This window comes from Psychromonas sp. SA13A, assembly GCF_011378715.1.
Lineage (GTDB): Bacteria > Pseudomonadota > Gammaproteobacteria > Enterobacterales > Psychromonadaceae > Psychromonas.
Window position 1 is genome coordinate 59,052 of record NZ_WTKU01000017.1, and the last position, 16,058, is coordinate 75,109.

Genomic DNA, 16,058 nt, shown 5'->3' on the forward strand with positions numbered 1-16,058 from the left:
ATACAAAAACTAAAACCATCACTCATCGCGACACAGTGCGATAGCTATCAAGCCTAGCTTGATATTCGGGCGCTGGGCGAATTAGCCGGCAGGCTAGGGCAATGAGCGGAAGAGCTCTGCGATTCCTTTTTTTAGCCTGCTAGTATGCGAGTTATCCCATATTGTTATTCGCATTGCTGAGCAACGCGAACCTATACATAACGAAAAAACCTAAAAACCAAAAGAACAAGGTCAAAATAAGCAGGCTAAAGCCAGCGCCCCTTAAAGATGTATCACATCTTACAATCTTGTTCGTCAATTACGTTATACAAAAACTAAAACAAGCAGGCTGAAGCCAGCGCCCCTTAAAGATGTATCACATCTTACAATCTTGTTCGTCAATTACGTTATACAAAAACTAAAACAAGCAGGCTAAAGCTAGCACCCCTTAAAGATGTTTCGCAACTTGCGATATTGTTCGTCAATTACGCCATACAAAAACTAAAACAAGCAGATTGAAACAAGCGCCCCTTAAAGATGTTTCGAAACTTACGTACTCGGTAAAATCCTGTGTTCTAATAAACTTAAGAGGTATACGCCATAGCCTGATTTTTTAAGTGGCTCAGCTAACTTTCTTATACCTTCTTCCCCTATATAACCCATACGGAAAGCTATTTCACCTGGACAACTGACTTTCAAGCCTTGTCGTTTTTCGATGGCCCGAATATATAATGCTGCATCCAACAAATCATCTAATGTGCCAGTGTCTAACCAAGCAGTACCACGTCCCATTACTTCGACTTTTAATGTTCCATTAATTAGATATTGTTCAATAACGTCAGTAATTTCTAATTCACCACGTGGTGAAGGTTTTACATTTTTTGCACATTCAACAACATCTGCATCGAAAAAGTATAAACCAGGTACCGCGTATGATGATTTTGGTTTTTCAGGTTTCTCTTCTATAGAAATTGCCTTTCCTTCACCATTAAACTCAACAACACCATAGGATGTAGGATTTGAAACATGATAACCAAAGACTGTTGCACCGCTCTCTTGTTGATTGGCTTTTTGTAGTGATTTAGCTAAGTCATGGCCATAGAACAGGTTATCACCTAAAATTAATGCAGCTGGAGAACCATCTAAAAATTCTTCAGCCAGTAAGAAAGCCTGCGCTAAACCATCTGGGCTTGGTTGCACTACGTATTCAATTTTAACACCCCATTGTGAACCATCTTTTAATAGCTCTTTAAAACGCGGTAATTCAAACGGTGTCGAAATAATTAATATTTCAGTAATACCAGCCATAAATAAGTTTGACAGCGGATAATAAATCATCGGTTTATCATAAACAGGCATTAACTGCTTACTCACCACTTTAGTCAGTGGATAAAGCCTTGTACCAGACCCTCCAGCTAAGATAATACCTTTACGATTTAATGGGTTATTATTCATTATCATTCCTTTCCATATATATTGTAAAAATCGAAAATCATTTCAACTCTTTAATTGTACTAATAATTATTTTACCAATCCCAAACACAAGGCTTAACAGTAGTAAGAATAATGAGATATTATAAATCACATCTGGGTATTTACTGTCTTCACTTAATGTTGCTTTTTCTACAACAATCAAGTATTTAAGTTGACGATAGGCCTCTATCCTTGATTTCTCTAATGAAATTTGTGAAGAAGTGTAAGCCTGTAATGCGAGATCCATTTTGATTTTATAGTCAGTAAATTTAGATAAGAGTTCACTAATAGGTGTTTCATCTAATCCTGATTGAGATAATTTATCTCTTTCAATTTCTAATTGTGCATTTAATGCTTTTAACTCATTCTGTAGCCCTTTAACCTGAGGTGAATTTGCACTCATGATGGCTTTCAATGTTTTTATTTCAGTTTGTTTAACTGCAATTTTACCTTCAAGTGTGTAGGTAATTTGCTGTTTAGCAGTACCTTCTGCTGTTGGGTCGAGTAAGTTATATTTTTGTTGATAAGTTAATAAATCTTTTTGTGCGTCGGCTAAGCGTTGCTCTATACGTTTATGCTCACCTTGCATAAAATCTAGTTGTGCATTAGCTAACTGGTGCCCTATCGAGTTAATAAACCACTCTGCTCTTTCAACTACTGTATTCGCTAGTAACTGTGCATATTCACTGTCGAATGCTTGTGCACTAATAGTAATGACTCCCGATTTATCATCAATAATAACTTCGATGTGATCTTGGTAATATTGATCTAACGTTTCTCTGGAATCTGATTCGTGAATTCGGCTGAAATAATCAACAAATGATTGAGAGTAATGTTCTCTTAATGCGATTTTATTGTTTAAGTAATCAATCATGTCATTAGAGTAGATGTAGGCTTTTACTAATTCAGGGTCAGATCCTCCTCCTGAACCACCTAATCCCGTTAGTAATGCCATACCAGAATCTAAGGTAGAGGCACTATCTGGTTGTTGCACGATCACTTTTGCTTGGCTTTCATATCGTTCGGTAGCCCAAAGTAACTGATAAGCGGAGAAAATCAGCACGGGAATTATCACAAAAACCATAAAAGGTGACAGGGTAAGTAATTTAGACGATATTGTTTTTTTCACAGGAATTTGCTGTTTACCTTTTTTAGTCACTGGTATATTGCTATTACTAGGACTGTTAGGCGAATCAGATGTAGTACCTTTATTATTGCTAACTTGCATTGGTCGTTTCTGCAAATTTTTTACACGTATTAATATACGAGCTGATAATTCAGGATCTGACGCTTTCAATGATTCTGCTTTATTTTTTAAAAACTCAATACTATTAAACTCTATTGGTTTTATTGAATCTTTAAACTCATTAAATCGTTTTTCTAACATAAATAACTATAAAGGCTATAGGTAATAACACCTAAAGGCTTGAAAATTAATAAAAGCTTTAAACCTTTATGCTTAAAGCCTGAAAAAGTTAAACCGTCATCCATTTATGATTAGATTAACGGCTTATCGCTTGTTTCCAGCCTATGTGGTAACAAGCTAATGCAAAAAACACACTAATTAAAGTACACATATCTAAAAAGAAATAACTCACCCCTTGGTGACCATAACTTGGATAAGCTGCAAAACGAGTTAGTTCGACAGCGTGTAGTAAAGGGTTCCAATCTAAATAATGCCAATATTCTCTAGGGATATCTTGCAGACTAAAAAATATGCCCGATATGAAGAATAATGGGCGAGTTAATAGCTGCTGTACTTTTTTTAGTTCAGGGATAAAACAGTAAGACAATCCAAATATAGTGCCTAAGCTTACTGCCATTAACCATACTTTAAAGAAATTAATAATGACGGAAATAGCATCATGCACAACAATATCGATACGTAAAATAAAACAAATTAACACGACTATTAATACAACTGACATTTTAATCAGTAGTTCAAAAAAACCAATGGCAATAATTGAACTAATTGGCTGTACCTGCCTAAATGCATATAAAGGTTTATTTTTTTGAAGTGCGTCACTAGCTTTACCTAATACACTTAGAAAGAATTGAATTAAGATCATGCCATAGACCATAAAAAACATGGTTGGCATTCCGTGAGTATCGCCCCCTCCTGAAAGGAGTGTCCTCATTGCAGTCATACCCGCAATCATTATCAATGGCGAAACGACAGTCCAAATTAACCCAATTTTATCCGTAGACTGGCTTTTTATTTCCCTCAAAAAAATGGCAAAGATCACATCGCCCCATACTTTCAGAGTTGAGCGTTTTTTAACTAAAGCCATTAATCTAACTCCTTGACTGAGAAGGAAGTTAACTTATATTGCATTGATATTTGAATAAGCATTTTTTAGTTGAGCGCCACGTTTGCTGCAACAGCGATTTGGTAAACTATTTGGGTAATATCTTTCACTGCTTGCACAATTTTAGTGTCGACTTTAGGTAACACTAGAATTTGGTCACCACGTTGTATTTTAAGATGTTTTGCTTCTTCACCTTCTTTAACAAAAAGAACGATACCATTAGCACGCACAATTGAAATACGTTCATCTTCAGCCCTATCGGTAAAACCACCCGCCCAAGCAATATAATCATCAACTGTTGCATTAGGGTTAAACACAACCGCTTGTGGCATTAGTACTTCGCCACCAATATTGATTAGGTCGGTGTAATGCGGAATAACGATTTGGTCACCTTTTTCCAACAGGATATTAGCGGTTGTTCCGTTGTCAGAAACAATCACTTTACCTAACGGTTTAACTTGTCTTGCTTTTTCAACAAATTGCATCACCATTTCAGCTTCTTTTGCTCGAATAGAGGCTTCACCATCCGAAGATGCGGGTGCAGTAAATACGCTTCGTTCAAGTCTGTCTAAAGAATCATCTAGAATTTTCTTTTGGCGCTCAGCAACACTTTTACGAAGAATATAAATAGATTTGTTATCGGTTAATGACGGCACAATAGGAATTGCATTTAATACATCATGTAAGCGCGCACTTTTTTTCACGGCAAAATAAGAGGGACCTAAATAACTACCAGACACTTGAACATCAATTACTTGAGCATGTGTATCGTCGTTAAATACTAGGCTATCACCATCTTGTAATGTGTAGTTTAAGAAATCTTTATATTCTAAGTAAACCGAGAAAGGGCCTGAAGCACGATTACCAAACACACCAACATGGCTTATTTTTGCAAGTGGCAAAGCAAACAGTGCGAGCTCACTACCTTGGGTTTGGATATTTTTGAGTTCAAATCTAAAGGGATTTTTAACGCCACCAGCAACATTAACAGCAGATTTTTGCGGTTTAACTAAAATGACGTCTTTATCTTTAAACGTAATATTTGGTAATTTACCCGTTTGAATGAAAGTATATAAATCGACTTCTTTTATTACTTTGTTATTACGAATAATTTGAATACTACGGTAACTACCGCGATCCGAGTCAATACCACCCGCTCGTTTTAAGTAATACAACACGCTATCTGACGCCATGCCTGCATATTGCCCAGGGCGTATTATCGCACCAGATAAATAAACACTGACTGGCGTCGCTGTTAGTAAGTTGACATAGACTTCTACGTTATTGGTGTAAGTTTGTTTTATTTTAGATTGAACGAGCTTATTAATATTACTTGCAGACACATTCAATACGTTAATTGGGCCGATATTAGGGATAAAAATATTACCTTGGTTATCCACGGTCGCCACGTTCGAGTAGGTGACAGCGCCCCATATCCAGATATTAATTTTGTCACCCGCTGCGATTAAATAGTTATCATTTAAGCCATCAACCCTTTCTGTTTCATAACCACCAGCGAACAAATTTGCGCCGTATGGTGGGGGGTTATCTTCGCCTGACGAAGGCAGTAATTCACGCACATCCACTTCACCCGGTAATAATACACCTGCACGAGATTGCTTTTGGTAAGAACCGACTTTTGAAGTGGCATCTTCTCCGCTTGCATCTATTTGTGGAATACCGTTACTTGTTCCATTTTGAAGATCAATAGAGCTTGGTTCAAAAGCAGCAAACGCATTTGGTACGAGCAAACAGCTTGAAAGTAATAAAATGCTCGTCTTTGTAAATAAGGTAGCTTTAAAGCGGTTCATGTTTAATAAATCCATTTTTTAACTCAATATATTAATAAGTTGTAATTCTATAAATCGATATTATTGCTAGATTCAATAATCGCGTTCTCTAAAAACCATGATTTAACGAGCTTATTCGCGCTGTCTTTGTAGGAAATTTCGCAAGCAACTCTTCTTTTAGGCTCACCTGTTTGCTCAGAAAATATAAGTTTGCGACACGGGTAGCCTAGTGCTGAAATATAAAGAGGTGATAATTTAACTGCGTACTTACCATGTGTTAATTGTGTAATAGATGGGTTACTCAGTTTGGTGGAGAAAGGTTCTGGTATTTCTTTTGTGCTAGGCTTTGCTTCATTATTTGTCACTAACGGGATAGATGCATAGACTTCTCTAGGTTTGCTAGTGCAGGCGCTAAGTACTAAGACCATTGGAAGTAGCAAGTATTTACGATGCCCAGAAGATAAAAAATTAATCATAATAACCCTAAAGAGATTTAAAAAAGATATTTTTGATAAAAAAGAAGCAAACAATAGCAAAACTAAGCCATCTGAGCAATATAAGCATTTAGTATACACGTGACATTTTTCTAATAAGATTAAAACAAATAAATATTCATATTCATATTCATATTCACTTCTTATAACAGCACAAATAACAATAAATTCAGTTTCGATGTAAAATAAAATCAATTTCAAATTAACCATTAACCATTAACAACAAAAAATATATTATTGTTTTTAGATAAACAGTCAATAATCTTTAAATGGATGTGATTGTCACAATTAACACGATTTATAAGGACTAATGTGACACCCTGTTCTCATTAATATAAAATATCTAATGGTAAGTGTTAATTTGTGCTTTATTTTGAAGCCACATTCCTTAAAAGCTAACTTCCGGTAACCTGTAATTTCTATCCACTTTATATAAAAGCTAACAATCCTATGATGAAACGTACCTTTACTGCACCATGGCATGACTACGAATTAATTGATGCAGGTAATAATCAAAAACTCGAACGTTGGGGAAATGTTGTCACTATTCGCCCTGAAATGAACGCTTATTTTGAACCTGTTTTATCTAAAAAGGAGTGGCTAGCGAAAGCACATTTCGAATTTATTGAAAGCAGCAGTAGCGCAGGAGAGTGGAAAGCATTACAGGGTGATTTAGCACATGATTGGCAAATAACCTTTAATAATATCACTATCAACTTGCACCTAACTAAATTTAAGCATGTAGGATTATTTCCAGAGCAACGTGCTAACTGGGATTTTATTGCTAACAACTTAAAGGCCGGTGATCGCTTTTTGAATTTGTTTGCTTATACCGGTGTCGCCTCATTAGTCGCAAGAGATCAAGACGCTGAAGTATTACACTGTGATTCAGTAAAGCAGATCATCAAGTGGGGAAAAGAGAACATGGAGTCCTCAGGCTTAACTGACGTACATTGGGTGTTAGAGGATGCACTTAAATTTGCACAACGTGAAATTAAACGAGGTAAACAATACCAAGGTTTAATCATGGATCCACCAGCTTTTGGGATTGGTGCAAAAAAAGAGCGTTGGAAAATAGAAAATAAGTTTCCAGAATTAATACAAGCTGCATTAGCATTACGCGCTAAAGGTGGGTTTATCATTGCCAATACATATTCACCACGCTTAGATGCACAACGCATTCGAGAAATAACCGATGAGTTATGTAATGGTGAAAAAGTAGAAGTAACTACATTAAGTGTAAAAAGCCAAACGGGCAAAATATTAGACTATGGCTTAAGAACTGTCATTACTAGGAGTTAGCTTGGGTTTGTAGGAGAATTTACACACTTTGTAAGTAACATTGACTATGGGGCGCAGGGCGAATTAGTCGACAGCCTAGTATTATGAGCAGAAGATCTCTGCGATTCCTTTTTTCAGCCTGCTTCTTTTGATTTTTTGCTTTGCAGTGTTTCATTACTATTGGTTCGTTTTACTCAGCGAAGCTAATACTTGTATGCGATACATCTTTAAGGGGCGCTGGCTTCAGCCTGCTTGTTTTGACCTTGACCTTAGTCTTTGGGTTTTGCTGTTGTTCTAGTCATTTATGGTTCGTTTCCTCATCGTGGCTAATACTTGTATGCGAAACATCTCTAAGGGGCGCTGGCTTCAGCCTGCTTGTTTTGACCTTGACCTTAGTCTTTGGGTTTTGCTGTTGTTCTAGTCATTTATGGTTCGTTTCCTCAGCGAAGCTAATACTTGTATGCGATAACTCGCATACTGGCAGGCTGAAGCCAGCGCCCCGAATATCAAGCTACGCTTGATAGCTATCGCACTATGTTGCGATGAGCGATGGTTTTAGTTTTTGTATAACGTAATTGACGAACAATATCGCAAGTTGCGAAACATCTCCTAAGGGGCGCTTGGGCGAATTAGCCGGTAGGCTAGGGCAATGAGCGGAAGAGCTCTGCGATTCCTTTTTTCAGCCTGTTTGGAAACATACTTTGACTTTGGGGCGCTGGCTTCAGCCTGCTTGTTTTGATTTTTTGCTTTATGGTGTTTCATTACTATTGGTTAGTTTTACTCAGCGAAGCTAATACTTGTATGCGATAACTCGCATACTGGCAGGCTGAAGCCTGCGCCCCGAATATCAAGCTACGCTTGATAGCTATCGCACTATGTCGCGATGAGCGATGGTTTTAGTTTTTGTATAACGTAATTGACGAACAATATCACAAGTTGCGAAACATCTCTAAGGGGCGCTTGGGCGAATTAGCCGGTAGGCTAGGGCAATGAGCGGAAGAGCTCTGCGATTCCTTTTTTTCAGCCTGCTTGTTTTGATTTTTAGTATTTTGAAGCGGTGATTTTTTTACTTCTTTAATTCATTTTCCACCATATTCACTCATATATCCCATAAAATCGATGTTGTGCATCTGCTAGCTCTGCTTTGTATGCGTTATTTTTTATGTATTCGTAAGTGATTTTGAATTGCACTTCTGTTCTGACTATTTTGTCGTAATAGCTTTTATCCCATAGGACACCACTCTTATCCAGATACCGATTTATTAGCAGTGAACTGCCGCCTTTAACGTTTTGCATTATTTGAGCTAAAGGAGCTAACTGTTCAAACATTATATGGACGTGGTTTGGCATTATTGATACTGCTATCAGTTGATATAGTGAATTGTTTTTCGATAATAGATATTGCATAAGCAATTCGATAACGGATCCGTTTAATATTGCGCCTGCTTTTGAAACGTCTAGTATTTTATCCATTTCGAGTTGTTGTTTAGCTGCGCTGTCTGTTGTATCGATATTGTTGTGTTGTAGATAATAGCTTAGACTTTCTTGTGTTCGAAATGTGACAAACTGAATCGCATTGGGGTGATTAATGTGCAATAAGCTTTTAATGTGCATGGGCTAACCATTGTTAATGGAGGTTAGAAAATAGTGTAGGTTAGTTTTTGAAGTTTTGTGTTAGCTGTTGATTTAGCGTTCTAGTTTTAACGCTGGTTCACTGTTTATTGATTCGCTTCCTCATCGACGCTAATAGTAGTATGCGAAACATCTTTAAGGGGCGAATTAGCCGGTAGGCTAGGGCAATGAGCGGAAGAGCTCTGGAATCCTTTTTTTAGCCTGTTTGGAAACATACTTTGACTTTGGGGCGCTGGCTTCAGCCTGCTTGTTTTGACCTTGACCTTAGTCTTTGGGTTTTGCTGTTGCTCTAGTCATTTATGGTTCGCTTTACTCAGCGACGCTAATAGTCGTATGCGATAACTCGCATACTGGCAGGCTGAAGCCTGCGCCCCGAATATTAGACTTCGTCAAATCGCTGCCGCTACTCTATAGCGTTTATCGACTATATTTTGATTCGCTTCCTCATCGACGCTAATGCTGTATGCGATAGCTCGCATACTGGCAGGCTAAAGCGAGTGCCCCTGATATTACGAAATGTTTTTACTCTCGCTATCAGAAACTGCCTCTTAGCATGATGAAGAGTTCAACAGCGCTCACTCCAATAAAAATAAAAGCTAACCATTGCCAGAATTTTACTGGGTCTCGTTCTAATAGTGGTTTTTTGGGTTGTTTTAACGCAAGTCTTTTTTGGATGGTGGTTAATTCAGCGACAAACTCACTCATTGAGCTGTAACGCTTGCTAGGTTTTGGATCTAATGCTCGCTGCAATACATTATCTAATCGGCTTGATAACTCTGGTCGATAGGTTTTAATCGGTTGATAAATCCAGCTATATTGCCTTGCTCTATCTAATGATAGTCCTTGATTACCGGGGTAAGGCAAGTGACCTGCTAATAATTCATAGGCAATAACCGCAATTGAAAATAGATCCGATAATGATGAACTTTGCCCCTCATTTAAATATTCTGGTGCAATATAATCGACCGCTCCCAGCGGTTCTTCTTGCTGTTCTTTTTCTATCTCTTCAAAGCCGTTTACTTTAACCGTACCAAAATCAATGAGCTTCACTTCCCCCTGATCAGAAATCATAATATTTTCAGGCTTTAAATCACGATGCACCATCCCTGCTCGTTGTAATACTCGCACCGCATTTACAACTTTGGTGACAATATCATAAGCTTGTTGCTGCTCTATGATTGGATTTCTTTGCATCCACTCCCTTAGGGAAATCCCTTCTACTAGCTCGCAAATATGATACAAAAACACAGAGTTTTTAATGTTAGCTGCTATTGACATGATTGCGGGATGTGTAATTGATTGCCCTACCCACTGTTCTTTATAAAACCCCAATAGATAATTTAAATCTTCTTCAAAGTTAAGAGAAGGCATTTTGAGCACCACTGACTTATGGCTACTTTTATCTGTGGCGAGGTAAACATGGCTGCGTACACCTTGATGCAGTATTTTATCAATACGAAAACAATCAATCTCATTCCCTACTTGTAGCGCAGGAGGAATAATCAAACTATTTAAATGAGCAAATAATTCACTTAAATCAGCTTTAGGAAGCGTGCTGATTTTAATTAATAAACAACTGATATTGTCACTGCTACCTTGCGCTAAGGCATCATCACAAATTGTTTGCGCCAGCTGCTCAAAGGCTTTGGTATTAGCGTCTTGACTTAAGGTGCTTAAGTAGCCGCTGAGGGTATTGTTATCTAAATAATCATGCACACCATCGCTACACAGCATAAACAAGTCATCAACTTGTAAAGGAATTGCTTGGTAGTCGATGTCAATGTGGCAATCCATACCTAGTGCACGCGTTAATACCGGGTTCTGTTTATAAACCGCTCTACTGTGATCATGAGATAACTGTTTTAATTTTTGAGCCCGAAAGCGATAAATACGACTATCGCCAATATGTAACAAGTGGGCAGTATTTGATTTGATAATCAAGCTACTAAAAGTAGTGATCAAGCCATTATGGCGAAGGTCATCTTGGTTATGTTGGTATAACCAACTATTGAGTGAATTGAGGACTTTACTGGCTGATTCTTTAACGTCCCAGTTTTTATTAGTACTGTAATAATCACTGATAAATTGAGTAACACTGGTGTGGCTAGCTTGTTGGCCTTTATTACTGCAGCTCACACCGTCGGCAACACAGGCAACAATACCTTTAGTACTTTTTTCTAAAGGTGAATAAGGGTCTTTCACTGCAAAAGCATCTTGATTGACCGAACGCTTACCCGCTGTCGAATAACCACCGATGCACACTTTCAACTTTGGCGTTGATTGACTCTTATTCATGCAGATTGTGACCTTACTTGTTATTCCTACTTATGAAGCAGTTATGAATCTGTGCTGGCAGTCATTAAAAATAACTGCCATAACCTGATTAGTGACTTCCAACATCAATGAGTGTGACACTACCATCTTCATTCACTTCTGCAATCTTGCCTTTAGGTTCAGTCATAAACAATAGTGTAACCAAACCGATAAATGCGGTTACCGCAATCACGTAGAAAAATGTTTGGTAATCAACAAAAGAAAGGATAGTTAAGTACACCACCGCACCTACGTTACCATAAGCTCCAGTCATACCCGCAATTTGCCCCGTCATACGACGCTTAATTAATGGTACTGTAGCAAATACAGCCCCTTCACCAGCTTGTACAAAGAAAGAACATAACATTGCAGCAGCAACAGCGACCCACAATGTCCAACCACCATCGATTTGCGCCATCAATAAATAACCTAAGGCTAAACCTGCAGTTAAAATAATCAGCGTAGATTTACGACCAAATCTGTCTGAAAGCCATCCACCACCTGGGCGAGAAGCTAAGTTCATGAAGGCATAAGCAGAAGCCACCATACCTGCAACAACTGGCGTTAATTCAAATGTTTCTAAAAAGAATAGTGGCAACATTGAAACAACGGCTAATTCAGAACCAAATGTAGCAAAATAAAGGATATTTAATACCGCTACTTGCTTAAACTTGTATTGATGAATTTCCGGTACTGGCGTGGTAAAAATAGATTTATTTACTTTCCATACCTGTGACCATTCATACAGGTATAAAGCTAATAACAAACCGTAAATACTGTAACAAACTGTATCGGTGATCATACCAACATTAGCAGGTGAAAGTTTCCAAGCTAATAATGCTAATGCTGCGTACATAGGTATTTTCATCAGCAACAATAGAAAGAAATCACCTTTAGAAGTAACTTCCATTGCCGTTAAATTAGCCGGTTTAAAGTAAGTCGCTCCTTTTGGTGTATCAGTTACATTGGCATAAAAGATAAAACCAAATACTAAACTAAGTAGACCAGTAACGGCCATTGCATAGCGCCAACCGTCTTCGCCACCAAATAATAGAGCGATTGTAGGCAGTGAGAAAGCAGCAGCTGCACTACCAAAGTTACCCCAACCACCGTAAATACCTTCAGCAGTACCAAGCTCATTGTGTGGGAACCATTCAGAAACCAAACGAATACCAACAACAAAACCTGCACCAATAAAACCGAGTGCAAAACGCGATATTGCAGCCTGCATAAAGTTATCTGAAAAAGCAAAAGTAAAACAAGGAATTGAACATAGGATCAATAAAGCGGAGTAAACAATTCGAGGGCCATACTTATCTGTTAGTGAACCAATAATAACACGTGCAGGAATAGTGATTGCTACGTTGAGGATCAGCAGCGTTTTAATCTCTTCAGTGCTTAATCCAAGGGTTTCTTTTACTGCATGCAATAAAGGAGCGAAGTTAAACCAAACGGCAAAAGTGATGAAAAAAGCCATCCAACTTAAATGTAAGGTTTTCATTTTTCCCTGAAAAGAAAAAATATTAAAATTACTTTTACTCATATATATCCTGTGTGTCTTATACAAAAGCTTAATGAAACATTAAGCTTTTTAGTGATAGTTTGTTAACTATAAAGGTTTGTTTAACTTGCTTCTTTAAGCTGAACTTGCTCATTTTCAATGCGAACATTAAAGGTTTTAAGTTGGTGTTCGTCTGAGTCTAAACATTCCCCAGTTACTAAATTAAAACGCTGTTTGTATAAAGGAGAGGCAACATAAGTAATATCTTGTGTCGAACCAATGATGCCACGAGATAACACATTCGCTCCCCCAAACGGGTCGAAATTAGCAACAGCATAAACACTGTTATTTTGTTGGCATAAAAAAATCGCCACTTGCTGTTCATTAAACAGAGCGCAAATACCTGCATCAGGTGTTAAATCGTTTGCAGCACAAATATTTGTCCAGCTTGTATTAGTTGATGTAATGTCCATTTTATTATCTCCTTTACACTAATTCAGTGATTTCAATTTCTTTTGCTAAAGGGAAGCGTTGCCCCCTTATCACTTTAAAGGCAAGACCAGTATCTTCTTCCTTGCTATTAATAAAGTGTTTAAAACGTTTAAGTTTTTCAGGGCTCTCGATGGTTGTTTTCCATTCACATTGATAGTTCTCAATGTTATTTTCCATTTCTGCTTCTAGTTCCGCATTAATGTTTAATGAGTCATTAATAATCACATCACGTAAGTATTCAATGCCACCTTCCAAATTCTCTAACCATACCGAAGTACGTTGTAAACGATCCGCCGTGCGAATATAAAACATGTAGATGCGGTCGACATAAGTACGTAACTGCTGATCTGTTAAATCAGAGGCAAATAAGTCACCGTGACGTGGACGCATTCCACCATTACCACCAAAGTAGAGATTCCAACCGCCATCTGTTGCAATTAATCCAAAGTCTTTACCTTGCGCTTCTGCACATTCACGGGTACAACCGGACACACCAAATTTCACTTTATGTGGCGAGCGTAAACCTTTGTAACGATTCTCAAGATCAATCGCAAAACCAATGCTATTTTTAACGCCGTAACGACACCAAGTGTTACCGACACAAGCTTTAACAGTACGTAAGGATTTACCGTAAGCATGTCCCGTTTCAAAACCTGCATCGACTAATTTTTTCCATATAGCAGGTAGTTCATGTAACTGAGCGCCAAATAGATCAACACGGGCGCCGCCGGTTATTTTGGTATAAAGGTTAAATTCTTTAGCGACTTGCCCAATCACAATCAAACCATCGGGAGTCACTTCGCCGCCGGGGATACGTGGTACCACCGAGTAAGTGCCATCTTTTTGCATATTACCTAGGTAGTTATCATTGGTATCTTGCAAGCCAACATGTGCATCTTCTAATACATAGGCATTCCAGTAAGACGCTAATATGCTTCCCACAGCAGGTTTACAAATTTCACAACCTAGCCCACTTCCACATTCGCTCAATAATGCTGAAAAGGTTTTAATTTTCTTAACGCGGATAATGTCTGTTAATTCTTGACGAGAGTAAGCAAAGTGCTCACAAATATCTTTTTTCACTTCAAAACCAAGGCTTGCTAATTCACTATCAAGTACTTGTTTCGCAAGTGCAGAACAGCCTCCACAACCAGTTGCCGCTTTAGTTGATGCCTTAAGTTCCCCCATGCTACAACAACCCGCGGCAACGGCATTCTTAATGTCACCTTTGGAAACATCAAAACAAGAACAAATTGCCGCCGTATCTGGTAATGCATCAACGCCCATTCCAGCTGCCTCTTCACCACCTGAAGACGGTAAAATAAGCACACTTGGGTTGGCAGGTAATTTCATGTCGTTTAGTTTTAATTGCAATAATGTACCGTAAGCATCTACATCGCCCACTAATACAGCGCCAACCATTTTGGTTCCATCGGCTGATACAATTAAACGTTTATAAACTTGTTCTATTTCATCGTGATAAGTATAAGACTGAGCACCAGGTGTTTGGCCATGAACTTCACCAATACTGGCAACATCAACTCCAAGTAACTTCAACTTGGTACTCATATCTGCACCTGTAAAAGTAGTTTCTGCATCACCATGAATGTGTGCAGCAGCCACTTTTGCCATTTGATAACCCGGTGCAACCAAGCCAAAGATAAAGTTATCCCATAGCGCACACTCACCAATGGCGTAAACGTCATCAACACCTGTTTGACAATGGTTATTGATGACAATGCCACCACGTTCACCAATTGGAATGCCGGATAAACGAGCCAATTCATCTTGAGGGCGAATACCCGCAGAAAATATAATCATATCCGTTTCTAAAAAAGTGCCATCCGCAAAGTTCATACGGTAGCGAGAGGTTTCACCTGCAACGATTTCAGTGGTCGCTTTTTCAGTATGCACTTGCACACCTAGCTCTTCTATTTTACGTTTTAATAAAGCACCACCACCATCATCTAACTGCACAGCCATTAAGCGTGGAGCAAATTCAACAATGTGTGTTTCAACACCTAAATTAACCAGTGCATTGCCGGCTTCTAGCCCTAACAATCCACCACCAATAACCACGCCGGTTTTACTGCTATCACCTGATTTGGTAATGTCTTCTAAATCATCAATAGTACGGTATACATGACAATGCTCTTGGTCGTTACCTGGAATCGGCGGAACAAAAGGAAAAGAGCCCGTCGCTAGGACTAATTTATCGTAACTTTCAATGCGTCCGCTGGCCGTAATTACATTTTTGTTTTCAAAATCTAATTCAACGACTTTATCGTTAAGAACAAATTTAATGCCGTTCTCTTGGTAATAGGCCGCATCCGTTAACGCGAGGTCGTCAGCAGTTTTACCTGAAAAGAAATAACTTAATTGTACACGGTCATAAGCTAAGCGAGACTCTTCAGAGAAGGTGATCACCTCAAATTCTGATTGTTCATTACCGATAATCGTATCGATAAATTTATGTCCTACCATGCCGTTACCAACCACAATAATGCGTTGTTTACTCATAATCGCTATTCCCTTTTAACTGCTGTTTTGTTGCGTTTAGTTATCTATATAGGTGTAGATACAAACATCTGATGTAAACAGTGCAAAGGGGAGGCCAATTTAAAAGCCAATAAAAATAAAAACAACTAAATAAATAAATTCAATTAGTTATGGCACAAAAAGATAAATAGTAAGGTTTTTTATTGATATTTCCGAAGGTAAATTGTTAAAGAAATGTGAATAAACAGTGCGTAATGCGCTAATTTGGTGCGATTTCATCGCAAGAATGGATAAG

The 16,058-nt window shown here is 38.2% G+C and carries 11 protein-coding genes; 1 reads left to right on the forward strand and 10 read right to left on the reverse strand.

The genetic code is table 11. The annotated features are described in order from the left end of the window. Window positions 1–528 precede the first annotated feature (528 nt). The 5 genes from rfbA to GQR44_RS14250 all read right to left on the reverse strand — a co-directional run bounded on the left by rfbA (window position 529) and on the right by GQR44_RS14250 (window position 6,027). On the reverse strand, window positions 529–1,434 hold the full coding sequence (gene rfbA / locus GQR44_RS14230) for a glucose-1-phosphate thymidylyltransferase RfbA (protein WP_166372415.1): 906 nt from the start codon (window positions 1,432–1,434) through the stop codon (window positions 529–531). A gap of 37 nt (window positions 1,435–1,471) precedes the next feature. Next, the gene (locus tag GQR44_RS14235; protein ID WP_166372416.1) at window positions 1,472–2,839 is read right to left on the reverse strand and encodes a lipopolysaccharide biosynthesis protein; all 1,368 of its coding nucleotides are present in this window, start codon (window positions 2,837–2,839) and stop codon (window positions 1,472–1,474) included. 115 nt (window positions 2,840–2,954) lie between these two features. Then, entirely contained in the window at window positions 2,955–3,743 is a 789-nt protein-coding gene (locus GQR44_RS14240; protein WP_166372417.1) for an ABC transporter permease, read from the reverse strand. Between the two features lie 65 nt (window positions 3,744–3,808). Beyond that, on the reverse strand, window positions 3,809–5,572 hold the full coding sequence (locus tag GQR44_RS14245; protein WP_166372418.1) for a polysaccharide biosynthesis/export family protein: 1,764 nt from the start codon (window positions 5,570–5,572) through the stop codon (window positions 3,809–3,811). Between the two features lie 47 nt (window positions 5,573–5,619). After that, the gene (locus GQR44_RS14250; RefSeq protein WP_166372419.1) at window positions 5,620–6,027 is read right to left on the reverse strand and encodes a hypothetical protein; all 408 of its coding nucleotides are present in this window, start codon (window positions 6,025–6,027) and stop codon (window positions 5,620–5,622) included. 468 nt (window positions 6,028–6,495) lie between these two features. On the opposite strand from GQR44_RS14250, the gene GQR44_RS14255 reads away from it, so the two are divergent. Continuing rightward, window positions 6,496–7,347, forward strand: a complete 852-nt coding sequence (locus GQR44_RS14255) for a class I SAM-dependent methyltransferase (protein WP_166372420.1) — start codon at window positions 6,496–6,498, stop codon at window positions 7,345–7,347. 1,074 nt (window positions 7,348–8,421) lie between these two features. Here GQR44_RS14255 and GQR44_RS14260 read toward each other — a convergent pair. The 5 genes from GQR44_RS14260 to nirB form a co-directional block, all read right to left on the reverse strand. Then, complete coding sequence (locus GQR44_RS14260; protein ID WP_166372421.1) at window positions 8,422–8,940, reverse strand: transposase; 519 nt, start codon at window positions 8,938–8,940, stop codon at window positions 8,422–8,424. A gap of 552 nt (window positions 8,941–9,492) precedes the next feature. Then, complete coding sequence (locus tag GQR44_RS14265; RefSeq protein ID WP_166372422.1) at window positions 9,493–11,253, reverse strand: bifunctional protein-serine/threonine kinase/phosphatase; 1,761 nt, start codon at window positions 11,251–11,253, stop codon at window positions 9,493–9,495. Between the two features lie 88 nt (window positions 11,254–11,341). Beyond that, window positions 11,342–12,814, reverse strand: coding sequence for a NarK family nitrate/nitrite MFS transporter (locus tag GQR44_RS14270; protein WP_166372423.1), 1,473 nt, complete (start codon window positions 12,812–12,814; stop codon window positions 11,342–11,344). 80 nt (window positions 12,815–12,894) lie between these two features. Then, window positions 12,895–13,245, reverse strand: coding sequence for a nitrite reductase small subunit NirD (nirD, locus tag GQR44_RS14275; protein WP_166372424.1), 351 nt, complete (start codon window positions 13,243–13,245; stop codon window positions 12,895–12,897). 13 nt (window positions 13,246–13,258) lie between these two features. Beyond that, a complete protein-coding gene (nirB, locus tag GQR44_RS14280) occupies window positions 13,259–15,784 on the reverse strand; it encodes a nitrite reductase large subunit NirB (RefSeq protein ID WP_166372425.1) in 2,526 nt (841 codons plus the stop codon). Between the last annotated feature and the right edge of the window lie 274 nt (window positions 15,785–16,058).